Source organism: Streptomyces sp. NBC_00012 (assembly GCF_045040875.1).
Taxonomy (GTDB): Bacteria; Actinomycetota; Actinomycetes; order Streptomycetales; family Streptomycetaceae; genus Streptomyces.
In genome coordinates, this window is record NZ_CP108309.1 from 5,909,327 (window position 1) to 5,927,684 (window position 18,358).

Annotated in this window: 18 protein-coding genes and 1 tRNA gene; 15 read left to right on the plus strand and 4 right to left on the minus strand. The window is 70.2% G+C overall.

The genetic code is table 11. From position 1 onward, the window contains the following. On the plus strand, positions 1-849 hold the full coding sequence (gene rfbD / locus OHA19_RS27105; protein ID WP_405721443.1) for a dTDP-4-dehydrorhamnose reductase: 849 nt from the start codon (positions 1-3) through the stop codon (positions 847-849). Positions 850-1,005: 156 nt separating this feature from the next. Continuing rightward, positions 1,006-1,800, plus strand: a complete 795-nt coding sequence (locus OHA19_RS27110; RefSeq protein ID WP_405712545.1) for a class I SAM-dependent methyltransferase — start codon at positions 1,006-1,008, stop codon at positions 1,798-1,800. A 76-nt stretch (positions 1,801-1,876) separates the two neighbouring features. Here OHA19_RS27110 and rfbC read toward each other — a convergent pair whose 3' ends face one another. Both rfbC and OHA19_RS27120 read right to left on the minus strand, forming a co-directional pair. Next, entirely contained in the window at positions 1,877-2,476 is a 600-nt protein-coding gene (gene rfbC / locus OHA19_RS27115; protein ID WP_405712543.1) for a dTDP-4-dehydrorhamnose 3,5-epimerase, read from the minus strand. An 86-nt stretch (positions 2,477-2,562) separates the two neighbouring features. Continuing rightward, a complete protein-coding gene (locus OHA19_RS27120) occupies positions 2,563-4,602 on the minus strand; it encodes a glycosyltransferase family 2 protein (protein ID WP_405751978.1) in 2,040 nt (679 codons plus the stop codon). A 430-nt stretch (positions 4,603-5,032) separates the two neighbouring features. On the opposite strand from OHA19_RS27120, the gene proB reads away from it, so the two are divergent. The 5 genes from proB to OHA19_RS27145 all read left to right on the plus strand — a co-directional run bounded on the left by proB (position 5,033) and on the right by OHA19_RS27145 (position 10,340). Continuing rightward, positions 5,033-6,118, plus strand: a complete 1,086-nt coding sequence (gene proB / locus OHA19_RS27125; protein WP_405721440.1) for a glutamate 5-kinase — start codon at positions 5,033-5,035, stop codon at positions 6,116-6,118. Between the two features lie 143 nt (positions 6,119-6,261). Next, positions 6,262-6,762 (plus strand): hypothetical protein, encoded by a 501-nt coding sequence (locus OHA19_RS27130; RefSeq protein WP_405712540.1) that lies wholly within the window; start codon positions 6,262-6,264, stop codon positions 6,760-6,762. A 96-nt stretch (positions 6,763-6,858) separates the two neighbouring features. Continuing rightward, the gene (locus OHA19_RS27135) at positions 6,859-8,142 is read left to right on the plus strand and encodes a glutamate-5-semialdehyde dehydrogenase (RefSeq protein ID WP_405712538.1); all 1,284 of its coding nucleotides are present in this window, start codon (positions 6,859-6,861) and stop codon (positions 8,140-8,142) included. Positions 8,143-8,231: 89 nt separating this feature from the next. Beyond that, positions 8,232-8,831, plus strand: a complete 600-nt coding sequence (locus tag OHA19_RS27140) for a hypothetical protein (protein WP_405712536.1) — start codon at positions 8,232-8,234, stop codon at positions 8,829-8,831. Positions 8,832-9,197: 366 nt separating this feature from the next. After that, complete coding sequence (locus tag OHA19_RS27145) at positions 9,198-10,340, plus strand: hypothetical protein (protein WP_405712534.1); 1,143 nt, start codon at positions 9,198-9,200, stop codon at positions 10,338-10,340. Here OHA19_RS27145 and OHA19_RS27150 read toward each other — a convergent pair. Next, positions 10,252-11,397: a M48 family metallopeptidase gene (locus tag OHA19_RS27150; RefSeq protein WP_405712532.1), complete on the minus strand. Its 1,146-nt coding sequence runs from the start codon at positions 11,395-11,397 to the stop codon at positions 10,252-10,254. The two genes, OHA19_RS27145 and OHA19_RS27150, sit on opposite strands and share 89 nt — an antisense overlap. Before the next feature lie 110 nt (positions 11,398-11,507). Between OHA19_RS27150 and OHA19_RS27155 the strand changes: the two genes are divergently transcribed. The 7 genes from OHA19_RS27155 (at position 11,508) to OHA19_RS27185 (ending at position 15,734) form a co-directional block, all read left to right on the plus strand. Continuing rightward, complete coding sequence (locus tag OHA19_RS27155; protein WP_405712530.1) at positions 11,508-11,660, plus strand: hypothetical protein; 153 nt, start codon at positions 11,508-11,510, stop codon at positions 11,658-11,660. Positions 11,661-11,744: 84 nt separating this feature from the next. Continuing rightward, entirely contained in the window at positions 11,745-11,909 is a 165-nt protein-coding gene (locus tag OHA19_RS27160; RefSeq protein WP_352275268.1) for a hypothetical protein, read from the plus strand. A gap of 38 nt (positions 11,910-11,947) precedes the next feature. Beyond that, positions 11,948-12,565, plus strand: coding sequence for a nicotinate-nucleotide adenylyltransferase (gene nadD, locus OHA19_RS27165; RefSeq protein ID WP_405712528.1), 618 nt, complete (start codon positions 11,948-11,950; stop codon positions 12,563-12,565). Positions 12,566-12,584: 19 nt separating this feature from the next. Then, complete coding sequence (locus tag OHA19_RS27170) at positions 12,585-14,360, plus strand: LCP family protein (RefSeq protein WP_405712527.1); 1,776 nt, start codon at positions 12,585-12,587, stop codon at positions 14,358-14,360. Positions 14,361-14,474: 114 nt separating this feature from the next. Beyond that, positions 14,475-14,906 (plus strand): ribosome silencing factor, encoded by a 432-nt coding sequence (gene rsfS, locus OHA19_RS27175; RefSeq protein ID WP_405712525.1) that lies wholly within the window; start codon positions 14,475-14,477, stop codon positions 14,904-14,906. Continuing rightward, complete coding sequence (locus OHA19_RS27180) at positions 14,903-15,556, plus strand: histidine phosphatase family protein (RefSeq protein WP_405721437.1); 654 nt, start codon at positions 14,903-14,905, stop codon at positions 15,554-15,556. Before rsfS ends, OHA19_RS27180 begins: the two co-directional genes overlap by 4 nt. Before the next feature lie 105 nt (positions 15,557-15,661). Further along, positions 15,662-15,734 (plus strand) — tRNA-Ala (locus OHA19_RS27185). A 60-nt stretch (positions 15,735-15,794) separates the two neighbouring features. On the opposite strand, the gene OHA19_RS27190 is transcribed toward OHA19_RS27185, so the two are convergent. Next, entirely contained in the window at positions 15,795-16,574 is a 780-nt protein-coding gene (locus tag OHA19_RS27190) for a helix-turn-helix transcriptional regulator (protein WP_405751980.1), read from the minus strand. Positions 16,575-16,835: 261 nt separating this feature from the next. Here OHA19_RS27190 and OHA19_RS27195 point away from each other — a divergent pair, with 261 nt between their 5' ends. Then, positions 16,836-18,287: an MFS transporter gene (locus tag OHA19_RS27195; protein WP_405751983.1), complete on the plus strand. Its 1,452-nt coding sequence runs from the start codon at positions 16,836-16,838 to the stop codon at positions 18,285-18,287. Positions 18,288-18,358 lie beyond the last annotated feature (71 nt).

Below are 18,358 nucleotides of genomic sequence, written 5' to 3' on the forward strand. Positions count from 1 at the left end.
ATGCTGGGCCGGGACGTCCTGGCCCGGCTCGCCGGTGAGGACGTCACCGCGGTCGCCGCGGACCGGGCGGCCGTGGACATCGCAGACCCCGCGTCCGTGCGGGCGGCCTTCGAGGAGCACCGCCCGGCCGTCGTGGTGAACTGCGCCGCCTGGACCGCGGTCGACGACGCGGAGTCCCAGGAGGACGCCGCGCTGCGGGTCAACGGCACGGGCCCCGGCGTCCTCGCCGAGGCCTGCCGCGAGCACGGCGCCGTGCTCCTCCAGGTCTCCACCGACTACGTCTTCGCCGGCGACGGCGAGAAGCCGTACGCCGAGGACGGCCCGACCGGGCCGCGCAGCGCCTACGGCCGCACCAAGCTGGCCGGCGAGCAGGTCGTGCTGAGCACCCTGCCGGAGACCGGTTACGTGGTCCGCACCGCCTGGTTGTACGGGGTGGGCGGCGGCAACTTCGTCCGGACGATGATCAAGCTGGAGGGCGTCAAGGACACCCTCGACGTGGTGGACGACCAGCGCGGTCAGCCCACCTGGACCGTCGATCTGGCCGACCGGCTGGTCCGGCTCGGGCGGGCCGCCCTCGCGGGCACCGCTCCGGCGGGTGTCTACCACGGCACCAGCGGCGGCGAGACGACCTGGTTCGGCTTCACCCGGGAGATCTTCCGGCTGCTCGGCACCGACCCGGAGCGGGTCAGCCCCACGACCAGCGAGGCTTTTGTACGGCCGGCCCCGCGGCCCGCGTTCAGCGTGCTCGGCCACGACCGCTGGTCCGAGGCCGGGATCGAACCGATCCGGGACTGGCGGGCGGCACTTGAGGAAGCATTTCCGGCACTTGTCGAGGCAGAGCGCCCGTGATCATCAATTGATCGTATAGATGGTCGAATCTCGTCGAATTTCAAAGATATTCACAACGAAGGTTTACATCAGGGAGAACGCTTACATCACAGTGCGGTCATGAGGTAACTTCGCCGAGAACCAGACCAGTTGGTTTCCTCCGAAGGGCAGCTCCACGTGAACCGCCACGACTTCCTGCGCCATCTGCACCGCGTCTACCGACCTCGTAACTATCTGGAGATCGGGGTCAACGACGGCAGAAGCCTGGCCCTTTCGCGGGTCCCTTCCGTCGCCGTCGACCCCGCTTTCCGGGTCGTGACGGACATCAGCTGTGACGTCCACCTGGTCAGGGCCACGAGCGACGCCTTCTTCGCCCGCAAGGACCCGCTGCTGCACCTGCGCAACGGCCGGAACCCGTTCCGCGCCCTCGCCCGCCGCGACGCGCTCAACGTCCTCGGGGGAGACCCGAAGCTGGAGCTCTCCTTCATCGACGGGATGCACCTCTTCGAGTACGCCCTGCGCGACTTCATGAACGTGGAGAAGCACTCCCGCTGGTCGAGCGTGATCGTGCTCGACGACATGCTGCCGCGCGACGTCGACGAGGCGGCCCGCGACCGGCACACCAAGTTCTGGACCGGCGATGTGTACAAGGTGGTTCAGGTGCTGCGCCGCTACCGCCCCGACCTGCTGGTCGTCGAGGTGGACACCGCACCGACCGGCGTGGTCGCCGTGTTCGGCGCAGACCCGGAGAACAACGTCCTGAAGAACGAGTACGACAAGATCATCGAAGAGTTCGTCGTACCCGACCCGCAGGACGTGCCCGAAGAGGTGCTCGTCCGCAAGAACGCGGTCCGGCCCGAGGCGCTGCTCCGCGCAGACTTCTGGCCGGCCCTGGCACGCGCCCGCAACCTGCGCCGCCCGCGCTCGGCGTTCGCGCCGCTGCGCTCGCGCATCGAGGCAGCGACGGGCTGACCGCACCCGGACGACGCCGAAGCCCCCGTGATCCGTACGGATCACGGGGGCTTCGGCGTATCGGCCCGCAGGCGGCTCAGCCGCGGGCCCGCAGCTGCGCGTAGTACGCCTGGCACGCCTCGTACGTGGGCAGCAGGCCCTGCTCCTCGGCCTCGGCCAGCGAGGGCGCCGCGGCGTCCTTGTCGGACAGCAGCGGGGTGATCCCCTGCGGCCACTCGATGCCCAGTTCGGGGTCGAGCGGGTTGACGCCGTGCTCGCGGCCGGGCGCGTAGCCCTCGGAGCAGAGATAGCTGACCGAGGCGTCGTCCGTCAGCGCCATGAAGGCGTGGCCGAGGCCCTCGGCGAGGTAGACCGCGTGGTGGTCGGCGTCGTCGAGGCGGACGGCCTCCCACCGCTTGTACGTGGGGGAGCCGACCCGGATGTCGACGATGACGTCGAGCACCGCGCCCCGCACGCACTTGACGTACTTCGCCTGGCTCGGCGGTACGTCGGCGTAGTGCACCCCGCGCAGCGTCCCCCGGCTGGAGACGGAGAAGTTGGCCTGTGCCAGCCGCAGCGTGTGCCCGACGGCCTCGCTGAGCTCCGACGCCTTGAACCACTCGTGGAAGCTGCCGCGGCTGTCCGGGAAGACCTTGGGCTCATGCACCCAGGCCCCTGCGATGGAGAGCTGCCGCATGCGATCACGTCCTTGTTCCGAGGTGTCTGGTTCTGGTTCTTGCGGGGCCGTCTCCTCGCGGAGGACGGCGGATTCGCGAGCGCGGGTCAGCCGCTGATCCGGGCCGCCAGACGACGCGCGCGCTTCCGGCCCTCCGGCGGGAGCCTGCGCACGATCGGACCGCCGACCGCGCGCAGCGCACGGCGCAGGGCCGCCTTCCGGCGCTTCCTGGCCACATCGGCCATGAGCTCCACCGGGATCCGGGGCAGATACGGGTCCACCTCGATCCGGCCGCCCGCGCCGATGGTGACGTCGCAGAGGCCGAGAGCCGGGCCCTTCTCACCGTCCAGCCGGACGGCGAGCTTCCAGGCGCCCGGTGCCACGCCGGGGGCGCGAGAGGGCACGGTGATGTGGGCCAGGCCGCCCGTCGGGTGCAGCGAGGTGCGCAGCGTGTGCCCGGCCGAGCCGGTCCCGTCGGCGGGGCTCAGGACCAGTTGGACGTCGGAGGCGGAGGTCGTGGTGGTGGTGAAGAGCTCCAGCCGGAGCTCGGTCCGGCCGGTCGGGGTCCGCAGAACGGGCCGGTCGGCCAGGTAGTCCGCGAGCTTCTTGCTCCGCCGGGCGACATCGAGCGTGAGGTTGCCGAACGGGTCGGTGAAGTACGGGATGACGGCGCGGGCGGGCGAGCCGAGCGAGGCCGGCAGACAGTCGGCGTCCACGCCGGGGGCGCGGTCGGCGCCGAGCCGTGCCTTGCGGACCAGGCCCAGGCCGCGCAGCGGCACCCAGATGTCCCAGAAGCCGCGGGAGACCCGGCCGCGTCCCTTGACCGCCTCCGCGGACACGTGGCCGCTGCCGTGCAGGACCACCTCGCAGGCTCCGTCGCCGAGTTCCTCGATCCGCCTGTCGAACTTCGCCGGGCAGGGCCACTCGACAGCCGTCTCGCGATTGCGCAGGGACAGCTCGGCGGAGAAGCCGTCGAGGTCGTCGGTGACATCGAGGAGTTCGTCCTCGGCCAGCAGCCCGTCGGCGTTGTCCGGATGCAGGAAGTAGCGGTCGTCCCGGCGCAACAGCTTCACCGGGGATTCGTCGTCGCCCTGGACCAGCCGGGCGGTGACGGTGACGGCGACCCGGCCGTCCGGCTGCCAGGCGAACTCCTCCAGTCGGGCCGCCGCCTTGACGGACCCGGCGAACCGGGCGATCCGGAGCAGCCCCTCCCGGTCGTCCCCGCGCAGGAGAGCGGAGCGGATCCGCAACAGCGGGCCGAGACCGTCGTGCACCCCGTCGCCCATGAAGTCGACGCCCAATGGCCTGATCGCATCGCACATCTTGTCGAAGAAGTCAGGCTGATATTTGACGACCGCGGGTTCGCTGAGTCGGCTGAGCATCTCGACGCGGTAGAACCGGCGCAGCAACAGGTCCCGGAACTCACCCGGCTCGGTGTTGGCCACCACGACGTTCAGGACTTCGCGCAGGTTTCCGTAGTATTCGGCCGGGACGATCTTGGCGGAACCCGCGTTCTTGCCGTCGTCGCGGCGTGAGTAGAAGTAGCAGGTGTAATCGCCCAGGATGGAGACAACTTCCGCCGGGAAGTAGGCCTCCATCATGTAGAGCTGGTCTTCCAGGCGGCGCTTGCCCTCGGGGTAGGCGATGCCGTTCTTCCGGAGGAACTCCGTACGGAACATCTTGTGCGGGGTGAGGCTGTCGTACAGCGGGGCGTCACGCAGCGTGCACTTCTCGCGGTTCTTCTTGAACACCCCGTGCGGGACTCCGCGGAAGTTGCTGGCCACCTTGCCGATGACGATGTCCGAGCCGTTGCGCCGCCCCATCTCGTACAGCCGCCGCAGGGCGTCGGAGGCGAGGTGGTCGTCCTGGTCGACGAACTGGACGTACTCGCCCTTCGCCTCGTCCACACCGATGTTGCGGGGCTTCCCCGGCCAGCCGGAATTCGGGATGGTGATGACACGGAAATGCGGATGCTCCCCGGCCAGCTTCTCGAGCCGCTCGCGAGTGTCGTCCGTCGAGCCGTCGTTGACGAAAAGAACTTCGAATTCTCTCGCGGGAAGGGTCTGTCGCAGCAGCGAGTCGATGCAGGGGTCGATGTACTTGCCCGGGTTGTATACAGGAATGACGACACTTACTTTGACTGGCATCGCTGCTGTCCCATGTCTGTTGGAAGTCCCTCTGGCCGGCGGCGGATTCGAGGCCTGCGCTGCTGAATACGGGTACGAGGAAGCCACCCCGCCGTGCACCCTATCGGCTGTTAGATGGTCGAGGTGCCCCGATGGTTGCTCATGCCAACCCTGCGTGATCCTGCCGACAGTGCACGGATAACGCCCGAAGATCCGAAGGCAATTCGGTATATGTGCGCGGGCGCACGCCGTGAGGAAGCCGTTGAGCAGCGCTTTTCCAGGACGCCATTGCCTCCCCGGCCCGGATCGCGGGTCCGGCGGGGGTCCAGAGGGCGGAACGGGCGGGCGCCGGATCCGCCGCTCGCGTAGATTGCGGGGGCTGGGCTAGGCCGAACCATTGGGGATGTACGTGTCAGGGGCAAGGCAGGGCGTCACAGAGGCCCGCAGGATCGTGGTCAAGGTCGGTTCCTCATCCCTCACCACTGCGGCCGGCGGCCTCGACGCCGACCGTGTCGACGCGCTCGTCGACGTACTGGCGAAGGTGCGCAGCGGCGGGGAGCGCGAGATCGTGCTCGTCTCCAGCGGCGCCATCGCGGCCGGGCTCGCCCCGCTCGGACTGCTGCGCCGCCCCAAGGACCTTGCCCGGCAGCAGGCCGCCGCCAGCGTCGGCCAGGGACTGCTCGTCGCCCGCTACACCGCCTCCTTCGCGCGGTACGGCGTACGCGTCGGCCAGGTGCTGCTCACCAGCAACGACACCAGCCGCCGCGCCCACTACCGCAACGCCTACCGCACCCTCGACCAGCTCCTGGACATGGGCGCGCTCCCGGTCGTCAACGAGAACGACACCGTCGCCACCGACGAGATCAGGTTCGGCGACAACGACCGGCTGGCCGCGCTCGTCGCCCATCTCGTCCGCGCGGATCTGCTGGTCCTCCTCTCCGACGTGGACGGCCTGTACGACGGCGACCCCAGCATCCCGGGCACCTCACGGATCGCCGAGGTGACCGGTCCCGAGGACCTGGCGGGCGTCACCATCGGCAGCGCCGGAAAGGCGGGCGTCGGCACCGGTGGCATGGTCACCAAGGTCGAGGCCGCCCGGATCGCCACGGCCGCCGGAGTCCCCGTCGTCCTCACCTCGGCCAGCCGGGCCGCCGACGCCCTGGCCGGCCGCGACACCGGCACGTACTTCCACCGCACCGGACGCCGCTCCGCGGACCGGCTGCTCTGGCTCGCCCATGCCTCTACCCCGCAGGGCTCACTGACCCTCGACGACGGCGCCGTGCGGGCGGTCGTCGACCGCCACAGCTCGCTGCTGCCCGCCGGAATCGCCTCGGTCGAGGGCGAGTTCACCGCCGGTGACCCGGTGGAACTGCGTGATCTCGCAGGCCGCCCGGTGGCCCGCGGGCTCGTCAACTTCGACGCCAAGGAGATCCCGCAGCTGCTCGGCCGCTCCACCCGCGACCTGGCACGGGAGCTCGGTCCGGCCTACGAGCGCGAGGTCGTACACAGGGACGATCTGGTCGTACTGCACTCCTGACACACCCCTGAAACGACTGAAAGTCCAGCCTCGGGGCAGAGACCTTCACGAAAACCGCCCCATCCCCGGCCGCGGGCTGGTCAACTTTGTAACGGGGAAACAGCGGGGTACAGCACAGCAAACGCATTCACAGGAGGCCGCCGGTGAGACGAGCGCGCCCGGGGGCGCCGCCCCGAGGAACGGGTGGCCGGGCCCTGACCAGCGTCGGAGCAGGCGCCGGCTTTGACGGGAGCCGGACCAAGGAGCGAGGGGACGACCGGACCATCGGGTCCGAGCAGACGGCGGTGAAGGAGGAACGCACCCCGTCGAGGCTGTGGCACATCACGCTCAGCGTCTCGGGGGCCGCCACCCCTCTGACGGAGATCAGACGCGGACTCGAACAGCTCGCGCACGACCATCCCTTCCTGCTGACCAGCCGGTACGCCGACGACCACGCGGAGATCCGCTACTGGGAAGAGGCCCGCGACCTGCACGACGCGGCAGCCGTCGCGCTGCGGCTGTGGGGCGAACACCGCTCCACCGCCAAACTCCCGCCCTGGGAGATCGTCGGTCTGGAGGTCATCGACCGGGAGACGTACCACCAGCGCGTCGCCGAGGGGTACGGGCCACCTCCGGCCGCTCCGGTGGGGGTGCACCCGTACTGAGCGGGCACCCCTCTCGGAGCGGCCGTCCCGAGCGGGGTCGTCTCGCATCACGGGATAAGTGACGGATGCCCGCAGTGTGCGCACTACCCTGCGGGCATGACCACGCTCTCGCCGTACGACAACATGTCCCCGGTCGCCCAGGCCGCCTACCGGGCACGCTCCGCCGCGGCCGACATCGCGCCTCTGCCGCGAGCGGCGAAGGACGACGCCCTGCTGGCGATCGCGGACGCCCTCGAGGTGCGGACGAGTGAGATCGTCACGGCCAACGCCGAGGACGTCGCCCGCGCGCGCGAGGCCGGGACCAGCGAGTCGATCATCGACCGGCTCACCCTCACCCCGGAGCGGATCCGCGCCATCGCCGCCGATGTGCGGGACGTGGCGGCGCTGCCCGACCCGGTCGGCGAGGTCGTCCGCGGCTCGACCCTGCCCAACGGCATCGACCTGCGACAGGTCCGGGTGCCGCTCGGCGTGGTCGGGATCATCTACGAGGCCCGGCCCAACGTGACGGTCGACGCCGCGGCCCTCTGCCTGAAGTCCGGCAACGCCGTCCTGCTGCGCGGATCTTCCTCCGCTTACTCCTCCAACGCCGCGCTCGTACGGGTGCTGCGCGACGCGGTCGGCGGCTCCGGACTCCCGGCCGACGCGGTGCAGCTGGTCCCGGGCGAGAGCCGCGACTCGGTACGGGAACTGATGCGGGCCCGCGGCCTGGTCGACGTCCTCATCCCGCGGGGCGGCGCCTCGCTGATCCGCACGGTGGTCGAGGAGTCCACGGTGCCGGTCATCGAGACCGGCACCGGCAACTGCCATGTGTACGTGGACGCGCAGACCGACCTCGACATGGCCGTGGACATCCTGGTCAACTCCAAGGCACAGCGCCCCAGCGTCTGCAACGCCGCCGAGACGCTGCTGGTCCACAAGGACGTCGCCGCGCAGTTCCTGCCGCGCGCCCTGGACGCGCTGGCCGACGCGGGCGTGACCGTCCACGGCGACGAGCGGGTGCTCGGGTACGCCGAGGGATCCAAGGCCACCGTGGTCGAGGCGACGCCGGAGGACTGGGAGACCGAGTACCTCTCCTACGACATCGCCGCGGCCGTCGTGGAGTCCCTGGACGCGGCCGTCGCGCACATCCGGCTCTGGTCCTCCGGCCACACCGAGGCGATCGTGACCACCTCCCAGGCCGCGGCCCGCCGCTTCACCCAGCTGGTGGACTCCACGACGGTGGCCGTGAACGCGTCCACCCGCTTCACCGACGGCGGTCAGTTCGGCTTCGGCGCCGAGATCGGCATCTCCACGCAGAAGCTGCACGCCAGGGGCCCGATGGGTCTGCCGGAACTCACCTCGACGAAGTACATCGTCACGGGTGACGGTCACGTGCGGTGACTTCCGGCTGACCTCCGGCTGACCTCCGGGGGCCGGTGAATGTTGCGGGCTCCCTGCCCAGAACGTCCCGTCGGGGCTAGTCTGGAACCGTGCCGGACGACGTGGGGGGCAGGCCGTTCCCGGACGGCTGGGAGCCCGACGACGACCGCGGGGGCGCGGACGAGGACTTCGCCTCCGTGGTGTTCGACGAGGACTTCGTACAGGCCGCCGAGATCCATGAGCCGACCGCCGTGGAGCGGTTGCTGGCGGCGGCCCAGGCGCGCGCCGAGGCCGAGGCCTCCCGGGCACGGGCGGGCGGCGGCCCCATGGACGACGAGCTCTACGACGAGGGGTACGGCCCCGGCGCGTACAGCCGTGAGGGCGCCTACGACGACCCGCTGGACCCCGACGACGACGGCCACGGCGGCGGGCCCTACGGGCGCCACGGCGGCGTCCTGCGGCCCTACCGGGGTGAGGCCCGCTGGCACCGGCCGGTGGCCTGGCTGCTTGCCGTGCTGATGGGCATCGGAATGGTCGCGATGGCCTTCAGCGCCGTCTACCGGAACACCTCGGGCAGTCGACAGGAGCCCGCCCCGCCGCCCGCCACGACCGGCGTGGACAGTGCGCCGGGCTCCGCACCCGACGCCACCCCACCGGCCCCCACGGGCTATCTGCGCCCTACCGTCTCCGCGATCCCCCGCACGGGCTGAGGCACACGACCGGGGTACGCGCCGACCGGGGCGCGTGGCCGAGACATGCGCTGGCCGGGGTACGCGGCCGAGGTGCGTGACCGAAGTATGCGTCGGCCGGGGCGCGCGCCGAAGGAGGGCGGGCAGCGGGTCGGCCGTTTCTCCGCTTCTCCCGTGGTTCGCCCGCGGCTCGGCGTTTATCGCGGCCGCAATCGACCTACCCTGAAGGTGTGACCCCTCTCTCCGAGGGGGCTTCTCACTCGTCCGTACATGCGCAGTCGTGCGACGTCATACGAACTCATGACGGGCAGGCCCTGCCGAAGCCGTTCGGCCGAAGCAGAGCGAAGCGTTTCGGCCCCGGTCGATGACGTGGAGTCGGGAGAAGTCATGGCAGGCCGCGGAGAACCACCGGAAGGGCCGCCCGAGAGTCCGACGGGCGGCGGTGAGGACGAGTACCGGTCACTCGTCTTCGACGAGTCGTTCGTGCGCGCTGCCCGGCTGCAGGAATTCTCCGCCCAGGAGCGCATGGAGGACCACGCCCCCGCCGTACGGAGCCTGCCGGCCCGGCGCCTGCGCAACGGACCCCGTGCCGCCATCGCCCTGGTCCTCCTGATCGCCCTGGCCTTCGGACTGGCCGTGTACATGGGCCTCCGCCACCCCTACGAGGCGCCCGTCGGCAGACGGGCCGAGCCGCTGAGGTCGACCGTCGTGCCCCTGGCACCGCAGGGCACCGTGCCGGGCGGAACCACTGCCGCCCTCCTGGTCAGGAGCCCCGCCGCCCACTTCGGAACGGGTGCCGACGGCATCAATCTGCCCGCGGTCAGGCGGACCGACAATTTCACGGACAGCCAGGTGGCCACGGCTCTGACCACGGTCAAGGACTATCTGGTGGCCTCCTCGCTCGACCCCGACGTGCTCACCGGCGCCGCCGCGCGCCCGGTGGAAATGCTGCTCGACCCGGATCAGACGGCCCAGTTCGAGCGCAGCATGAACCATCCGCAGGACGACGGTCAGCATGCCGCGACCGGGTGGCTGGTGCGGTTCGACCCGGCGAAGGTGGCCCTGGCCGGTCCGGACATCCGGGTCCGGGGCACTCTGAGCTACACCGAGGAGGGGTCCGACACGCTGGAGGTGGTGTCGGACCACACCTTCACCTACACGCTCCGCCCGGCCGTCGAAGGGCCCCAACCGGCGGGTGGCGCTTCGCTCTTCACCGTACGGCGCGAGCTGCACTTCCGCTTCGACCGGGAGGACCTGCGGCTGCACCGGCTGGAGCTGCGCACCAGCTACGTCCAGGCCGGACCGCAGTCGTGCCCGGCGGACATCACCGGTGCGCTGCGTCCGCTGCTCGCCGGGCAGCACGCCGTCTCCCGCGGCCCCGCAGGCACCGACCCGTACGCGACGGGCCGGCCCACGGCGGCGCTGTGCGGAACCCTGGCGGTCAGCTCCCCGCAGGCCCCGACCCGGTCCCCGGCCCATCAGGGTTCCGGGGCTCCTCCGGCCCCGCAGAGTCCGCCGAGCCGTCCGTAGCGCCGCCCTTGCCCGCCGAGCCGCCGCCCTGGCCGGTGAACTTGTCACGGAGCTTGCCGCCCAGGTCCCCGGCGCCGCCCGCTATGTCGCCGACCAGCTTCATCAGCGGATCCTTGCTGGTGCGCACCGTGTCCGCGTAGTGGGCCGCGGACTCCCGGAAGGAGTCGGTCACCGAGGTGTCCTTGTCCTCGTCGCGCCGCGGGTAGTGACCGTCCATGATCCGCTGGTAGTCGCGGGTCTCGGACCACTTCTTCAGCTCGGCCGCGCGCACCGTGGTGAACGGGTGCGAGCGGGGCAGCAGGTTGAGGATCTTGAGCACCGAGTCCCGCAGGTCGCCGCCCTTCTCGTACTCGTCGGCCTGGGCGAGGAAGGCGTCCACGTTCATCTCGTGCAGGTGGTTGCCGCCCGCGATCTTCATCAGACCGCGCATCGACGCCTGCAGATCCTGGCCGACGAGCAGCCCGGCCCGGTCGGCCGACAGCTCGGACTTGCGGAACCACTCGCGCAGCGCCGTGACGATTGCCATGATCGCGACGTTGCCGAGCGGGATCCACGCGACTTTCAGCGCGATATTGGTGAGGAAGAGAAGGATCGTGCGGTACACCGCGTGGCCGGAGAGGGCATGCCCCACCTCGTGGCCGACGACCGCCCGCATCTCCTCCTCGTCGAGCAGCTCCACCAGCCCCGTCGTCACCACGATGATCGGCTCGTCGAGGCCGATGCACATGGCATTGGGCTGAGGGTCCTGGTTGACGTACATCGGCGGGACCTTCTCCAGGTCCAGGATGTAACAGGCATCGCGAAGCATGTCGTTGAGATGGGCGAACTGCGCGTCGCTCACCCGGACGGAGTCGGAGAGGAAGAGCAGTCGCAGACTGCGCTCGGGCAGCAGACCGCTCAGCGTCTTGAACACGGTGTCGAAACCGCTCAGCTTGCGCAGGGCCACCAGGGCCGAGCGGTCCGCCGGGTGTTCGTAGGCCCGGGACGAGATCCCTGTGAAACGCCTGCGCTGCCTGCTCGGCACGTTCTCGTGGCTCTCGTGGCTGCGTTCGGTCATGAATGGGCCCCCTGTTCGTACGAGATGTCGCTCGCCCCCTGACAAATCCCAGCGTAGGTGCTGGGGCTACGGTGTGCGGGGGGCTGTGGATAACTGAGGAGACGCCCGACATGCCACACACCGTTGCTCTGTTCGCCGCCGCATCCGGGGCCCAGGGGCCCGGCAACACGCTTCGTATCGTGCTGCTCGCCTCGCTCGTCGGAGCCGTGCTGCTCGGCTGGTTCCTGCTCCGCGGATACCGCAACGACGACAACAACGACTGAGTCGGCGTGAGCGTGCCCGGGGCTCCCGCATACGATGTGCGCGACGTCTTCCTTCCGACTCCCGATCGATAGGTCCTGCCGAAGATGAGCCTCACGAGCACCGCACACCAGCTGGTCACCCTCGCCTCCGAGGGCGGCGAGCACGGTGGCAACCACGAAAGCCTCAACCCGCTTCTCACCGGGGGCGGTGCGTTCGTCGCGCTGCTGCTCCTGCTGTGGATCACCACCCGCTTCAACCGCGACCGCTGAGGCAAAGGCGTACAGCTGTGCCAGTAGGCTCTGCACGCATGGGAGAGCAGGAAGTGCCTACCGGCCGCGGAAAGCGCCGACTCGGCGTGATGGGCGGGACGTTTGACCCGATCCATCATGGACACCTGGTGGCGGCCAGCGAAGTGGCCGCCCAGTTCCACCTCGACGAGGTGATCTTCGTTCCGACCGGGCAGCCGTGGCAGAAGAGCCACAAGCACGTCTCCCCGGCCGAGGACCGTTATCTGATGACGGTCATCGCGACAGCGTCCAACCCGCAGTTCTCGGTCAGCCGGAGCGACATCGACCGCAGCGGGCCCACGTACACCATCGATACCCTGCGGGACCTGCGCACGATCCACGGCGACGCGGACCTCTTCTTCATCACCGGTGCCGACGCGCTTTCCCAGATCCTCACCTGGCGGGACGCGGACGAACTGTTCTCGCTCTCCCACTTCATCGGCGTGACGCGGCCGGGGCACGTGCTCACGGACGCCGGACTGCCGGAGGGCGGGGTCTCCCTCGTGGAGGTTCCCGCGCTCGCTATCTCGTCCACGGACTGCCGTGAGAGGGTCGCGCAGGGGGATCCGGTCTGGTACTTGGTCCCGGACGGCGTGGTCCGCTACATCGACAAGCGCCAGCTGTACCGCGGTGAATGAGCGACGCAGAGGGGCACCGGTGAACGACCGACAGAACGCGTACGACCCGTACTACCAGCAGCCGCAGATCATCGGCTACGACGAGTACGGCCAGCCGGTGTACCAGCAGCCGCAGCACGTCCAGCAGCAGCCGTACGACCCGTACGCGTCCCAGCAGCAGAACCAGCAGCAGCCGCAACAGGCCGGTCAGGCGTACGGATACGACCCGTACGCCCAGCCGCAGCAGCCCCCGCAGTCCCAGCAGCAGGTGCAGCCGCAGGCCTACGACCCGTATGCCTCCCAGCCGCAGCAGCCCCCGCAGTCGCAACAGCCCCAGGAGCCGCAACAGCAGGCGTACGGCGGCTATGACGGCTACGGCTACGACACGGGCCAGCAGGCCGCCACGGTCGACACGACCCAGCAGTGGAACATCCCGCAGCAGGCGGCCCCTCAGCCCGCCCCGCCCGCACCCGCCGCTCCGATCCCGCCGGATCCCGGACCCGAGCCCGGCGCGGAGCCGGACGCGGCCGTCCCCGGGCAGCGCCGCGCCGACCGCGACTACCGCACCGAGCAGTTCTCCTTCATCGAGGAGCCCGACGAGGACTCCGAAGACGTCATCGACTGGCTGAAGTTCACCGAGAGCCGCAGCGAGCGGCGCGAGGAGGCGCGGCGCCGCGGCCGCAACCGCATGGTCGCGCTCATAGTCGTGGTGGCCCTGGTCGTGGTCGGCGGTGTCGGCTACCTCTGGTCCGCCGGAATGATTCCGGGTCTGTCCGGCTCGGACAAGGACAGCACGGCATCGACGGGCCCGCAGAAGCGGGACGTCATCGTGGTCCATCTGCGCAACACCAAGAAGGGCGGCACCTCCACGGCGCTGCTCGTCGACAATGTGACGACCAAGCAGGGCACCACGGTCCTGCTCCCCAACTCGCTCACGGTCGCCGACGAGGACGGCAACGCGACCACCCTCGGCAAGTCCGTCAAGGACGACGGCACCACCGGAACGCGCGAGTCCATCGGCACGCTGCTCGGCACCGACATCAGCGGCACATGGCGGCTCGACACCCCGTACCTGGAGACCCTGGTCGATCTGGTCGGCAACATCGAGGTCGACACCGACACCGATGTGCCGGACCAGAAGAAGGGTGCCTCCCCCCTGGTGAAGAAGGGCGAGGCGCAGACCCTGAGCGGCCAGATGGCCGTCGCGTACGCCACCTACCAGGGGCCGGGCGAGGCCGAGACGAAGCAGCTCACACGGTTCGGGGAGGTCATGCGCGCCGTGCTGCGGAAGATCTCGGACGACCCGAAGGCCGCCACGGTCACCGTGCAGACGCTGGCGCAGATCCTCGACCCGTCGCTTCCCGAGAAGGACCTGGGAGCCTCTCTGGCGAAGCTCGCCCAGCACGCCAAGGTCGGCGACTACAAGACGGCGGTGCTGCCGGTGCAGGCCGACGGATCACTGACCGACGAGGCCACCGAGAACGTCGTCAAGGACATCCTGGGCGGCTCGGTCAAGGCTCCGGGCGCCGACGCGGACGCACCGGTGCGGGTCGGCGTCAAGAATGCCACCGGGGACAAGGAAGGCACGGGATCCGCGCAGGTCAAGCTGGTCAACGGCGGCTACGCCTTCGTCGGCGGCGGAACGGCCGAGACCGTGGCGCTGTCCGAGGTCGTCTACAGAACCGCGGCGGACAAGGAGAAGGCGACGCAGGTCGCCAAGACCCTGGGGCTGCCGACCGGCGCGGCGAAGCAGGGTAAGCCCGCCGCGAACGCGGATGTGTCCGTCCTGCTCGGCCAGGACTACAAGATCAAATGACCGGCGTCCGGCCGTCCGGATGACGTCGATTCGATCTTCGAACAATCGCTGCGTGGGCTGTCGGCGGTCCGTGAGACCCTAGAGGTCTCTCTGACCGCCGACGAAAGCCTGCTTGTGACCGCCACGGACCGCTCCATCGAGCTCATCAACGCCGCCGCCCAGGCGGCCGCCGACCGGCTCGCGCACGACATCATCGCGTACGACGTCAGCGACGTGCTGTCGATCACGGACGCCTTCCTGCTGGCCTCGGCCCCCAACGACCGCCAGGTCAAGTCGATCGTCGACGAGATCGAGGAGCGGCTCCAGAAGGAGCTCGGCGCCAAACCGGTACGCCGCGAGGGCGACCGCGACGCGCGCTGGATCCTCCTCGACTACGTCGACATCGTCATCCACGTCCAGCACAGCGAGGAGCGGGTCTTCTACGCGCTGGAGCGCCTCTGGAAGGACTGCCCCGAGATCGCGCTTCCCGAGGACGCCGTCAAGACCCGCGGGAAGGCCGAGGAGCACTCCCGGCTCACCGGCGGCACGGAAGGTGAGCAGAGCTGAACGGCGGCGCAAGCGGCAGAGGCCGCAGGATCGTCCTCTGGCGCCACGGCCAGACGGCCTGGAATCTGGAGCGCAGGTTCCAGGGCTCCACGGACATCGCACTCACCGACGCCGGAGTCGGGCAGGCCCAGCGGGCCGCCCGGCTGCTGGCCTCGCTGAAGCCGGACGCGATCGTCGCCTCCGATCTGCAGCGGGCGGCGGCCACCGCCGCCGAGCTCGCCGCGATCACCAGCATCGAAGTCGCACACGAAGCGGGGCTGCGCGAGACCTACGCGGGTGCCTGGCAGGGCCTCACCCACGAGGAGATCGTCGGGCAGTACGGCGAGCAGTACGCCGCCTGGAAGCGGGGCGAGCCCGTGCGCCGCGGCGGCGGTGAGCTGGAGACCGAGGTCGCCGACCGGGCCGCCCCGGTCGTGCTCGGACATGCCGACAAGCTGCCCGAGAACGGCACGCTCGTCGTGGTCAGCCACGGCGGCACCATCCGCACCACCATCGGCCGGCTGCTGGGCCTGGAGGCGCACCACTGGGAAGGTCTCGGCGGGCTCTCCAACTGCTGCTGGTCGGTGCTGGGCGAGGGCGCGCGAGGCTGGCGTCTGCTGGAGCACAACGCCGGCACGCTGCCCGAACCGGTGCTCGGCGACGACACCTGAGGCCGTCCCGACCTCGGTACCGGCCGGATTTCACTTTCCGGCAGGTCACAGGCTAAAGTTCTTCTTGTTCGCAGCGCGGAAACGCAGAGAAACACAGCGGACAGCGGGGCTATAGCTCAGTTGGTAGAGCGCCTGCATGGCATGCAGGAGGTCAGGAGTTCAATTCTCCTTAGCTCCACAATCAGGATTCCCGTCCCCGGCAGGGGGCGGGATCTTTGCGTTCCGCCTCCTGCGGCCTTCAGCTCTCCCGGCGCCGTCGCAACGCGGCGACCCGTTCCCCGCTCTCCTCGTCGGCCGGGGTGTACGCCACGATCCGGCACTCCGGCAGTCCATTGACGGACAGCGACACCGAGGTCATCCGTATATCCCCGTCCACAGTCCGGTGCCGGAAGGTCTTCACCCGTGGCCCGGGCAGGGCCACGTCCCCGCTGCGCCACAACTCGGCGAAGTAAGGGCTGGCGGCCGAGAGCCCTTCGACGAACGACTCCCAGGCGGGCTCGCCCGTGTGGCGCCCGTACGCGCCCCGCAGCGTGGCCACCATGATCGGCAGCTCCTGCGCCCGGTGGACGACGGGACAGGCGGCCTCGGACACCGTGAACAGCGCCCACAGCACGTTGTGCATCCCCGTTCCCGCGATCTCGGGGACGGCGAACAGGTCGCGGTAGGCGGGATTGGTGGCCAGGATGTCGTATCTCGTGTTGTAGACCACTGCGGGATGCGGATCGAGCGCGTCGATGATGCCCTGGATCTCCGGCCCCACCTCGATGGCGTCGGACTGCCTGCCGGGTGCGCAGGCCACCTCCGCCAGGTGGTAGAGGTGTTCGCGCTCCGATGCGTCCAGCCGGAGCGTGCGCGCCACGGCGTCCAGCACCTGCGGTGACGCGTTGATGGGACGGCCCTGCTCCAGCCAGGTGTACCAGGTGATGCCGACGCCGGAGAGCTGCGCGACCTCCTCGCGGCGCAGGCCCGGGGTGCGGCGGCGCAGACCCGGCGCCATGCCCACATCGGCGGGTGTCACCCGGGCCCGGCGATTGCGCAGGAACGCCGCGAGCTCCGGACGCCGCCGGTGCCGGTCCGACGCCCGAGGTGTCGTCCGATCTTCCGCCCGGTCCGCCGCCTGTTGTGTCGTCCGATCCCCCGCCCGATCCCTCGCCTGATGTGTCGTCACCGTTGCCACACCCCCATGTTCGGTGACCCGCAGGGGAGTTGCCAGGTGCTGTCGGTACCAGCATCAGCGGGCTCTCGTTACCCGTATTCGGCCGGGGCCAGGATCGATGTCATGACGACGGCATCCGAGGCAACTCCACATTCCGTAACCAGTAAAGACTCCACCACTGACAACCGCTCCGGGAGAGTGCTCGCCCTGGTGCTCGCGGCCCAGTTCATGGCGCTGCTCGACATCTTCATCGTCAACGTCGCCGCCCCGACGATCCGGAGCGAACTCGGGGCATCCGGCGCCGGGTTGCAGCTCATCGTGGCCGGCTACACCATCACGTACGCGGTGCTGCTCATCACCGGCGCCAGGCTCGGCGACCTGCTGGGGCACGGCCGGGCCCATCTGGCCGGGCTCGGTGTCTTCACCGCGGCCTCGCTCGCCTGCGGCCTCGCCGCGGGAACCGGGCAGCTGATCGCCTTCCGGCTGGTGCAGGGCGCGGCCGCCGCGGTGATGATTCCGCAGGTGCTCAGCCTCATTCAAAGGCACTTCACCGGCGAGGCGCGGATCCGGGCGCTCGGCGCCTACAGCGCGGTGCTCGCCACCGGGGCGGCCGCCGGGCAGGTGGTCGGCGGGGTGCTGGTCAGCGCCGATCTGTTCGGTGCGGGCTGGCGGCCGGTCTTCCTGGTCAACGTGCCGATCGGGCTCGTTCTGCTGGTGCTCGGCATCCGTGTGCTGCCGCGCGAGCCGCGCACCGCGCCCGGCAGGGTCCAGGCGCGCGCCCGCGGCCTCGATCTGCCGGGGCTGGTACTGCTCGCGGCCGCCGTTACGCTGCTCACCGTGCCCCTGGTGCTCGGGCAGGAGCTGGACTGGCCGGTCTGGTCCAGGGTCTGCCTGGCCGCCGCCGTGGGGCTCTTCGCCGGCTTCGTCGGATACGAGTCGCGGCTGGCCGCGCGCGGCGGTGCGCCCCTGATCGCGCCCAGGGTGCTGCGGATTCCCGGCATCGCCCGAGCGGCGCTGCGCATCCTCCTGGTGATGGCGATCAACGCGGGCTTCCTCTTCGCCATGACGCTGCACGTCCAGGGGGGTCTGGGCTACTCGCCGTTGCGCGCGGGGCTGATGTTCGCACCGACCGCGCTGGTATTCGGTGTGACCGGACTGACCTGGCGGCGCTGGCCCGCCGGTCTCCAAGGGGCCCTGGTACCCGGCGGGTTCGTGCTCGTGGCCGCCGCCTCCGCGGCCGTCGGGCTGCTGATGCGTGGTGGCGGCGACGGCGGGCCCGCACTGTATGCGGCCTTTGCGCTGATGGGCATTGGTCTGGCGCTGGGCTTCAGTCCCACACTCACGAGGGCGCTGGCGGACGTGAGTCCCAAGGACGCGGCCGATGCGAGCGGCGTGCTGGTGACGGTCACCCAGTTGGGACAGCTGACCGGGGTCGCGGCATTCGGCACGCTCTATCTCAACCGCCTTGATACGCAAGGGGCGCAGGGGTCGGGGCAGGCGTTGTGGGTGTGCGCCCTCGCGCTCTCGGTGGCCGCTGTGGCGGGTGCGGCGGTGGGGCTCGTACGGCGTCGGTGAGGTGCCGGAACTCCGGTGGGCTGCCCCTCTTGCGGGCTCATGGCAGAATCGGAGCGCCGGAGGGGGCGACG

Excerpts from the sequence above, each read along its gene's own strand:
- rfbC (WP_405712543.1), bottom strand. The coding sequence starts at position 2,476 with ATGCGGCAGCTCTCCATCGCAGGGGCCTGGGTGCATGAGCCCAAGGTC.
- OHA19_RS27160 (WP_352275268.1), top strand. The coding sequence starts at position 11,745 with ATGAGCCTCACGAGCACCGCACACCAGCTGGTCACCCTCGCCTCCGAG.
- OHA19_RS27195 (WP_405751983.1), top strand. The coding sequence starts at position 16,836 with ATGACGACGGCATCCGAGGCAACTCCACATTCCGTAACCAGTAAAGAC.
- OHA19_RS27145 (WP_405712534.1), top strand. The coding sequence starts at position 9,198 with ATGGCAGGCCGCGGAGAACCACCGGAAGGGCCGCCCGAGAGTCCGACG.
- OHA19_RS27120 (WP_405751978.1), bottom strand. The coding sequence starts at position 4,602 with ATGCCAGTCAAAGTAAGTGTCGTCATTCCTGTATACAACCCGGGCAAG.
- OHA19_RS27135 (WP_405712538.1), top strand. The coding sequence starts at position 6,859 with ATGACCACGCTCTCGCCGTACGACAACATGTCCCCGGTCGCCCAGGCC.
- rfbD (WP_405721443.1), top strand. The coding sequence starts at position 1 with ATGCTGGGCCGGGACGTCCTGGCCCGGCTCGCCGGTGAGGACGTCACC.
- OHA19_RS27155 (WP_405712530.1), top strand. The coding sequence starts at position 11,508 with ATGCCACACACCGTTGCTCTGTTCGCCGCCGCATCCGGGGCCCAGGGG.
- OHA19_RS27150 (WP_405712532.1), bottom strand. The coding sequence starts at position 11,397 with ATGACCGAACGCAGCCACGAGAGCCACGAGAACGTGCCGAGCAGGCAG.
- nadD (WP_405712528.1), top strand. The coding sequence starts at position 11,948 with ATGGGAGAGCAGGAAGTGCCTACCGGCCGCGGAAAGCGCCGACTCGGC.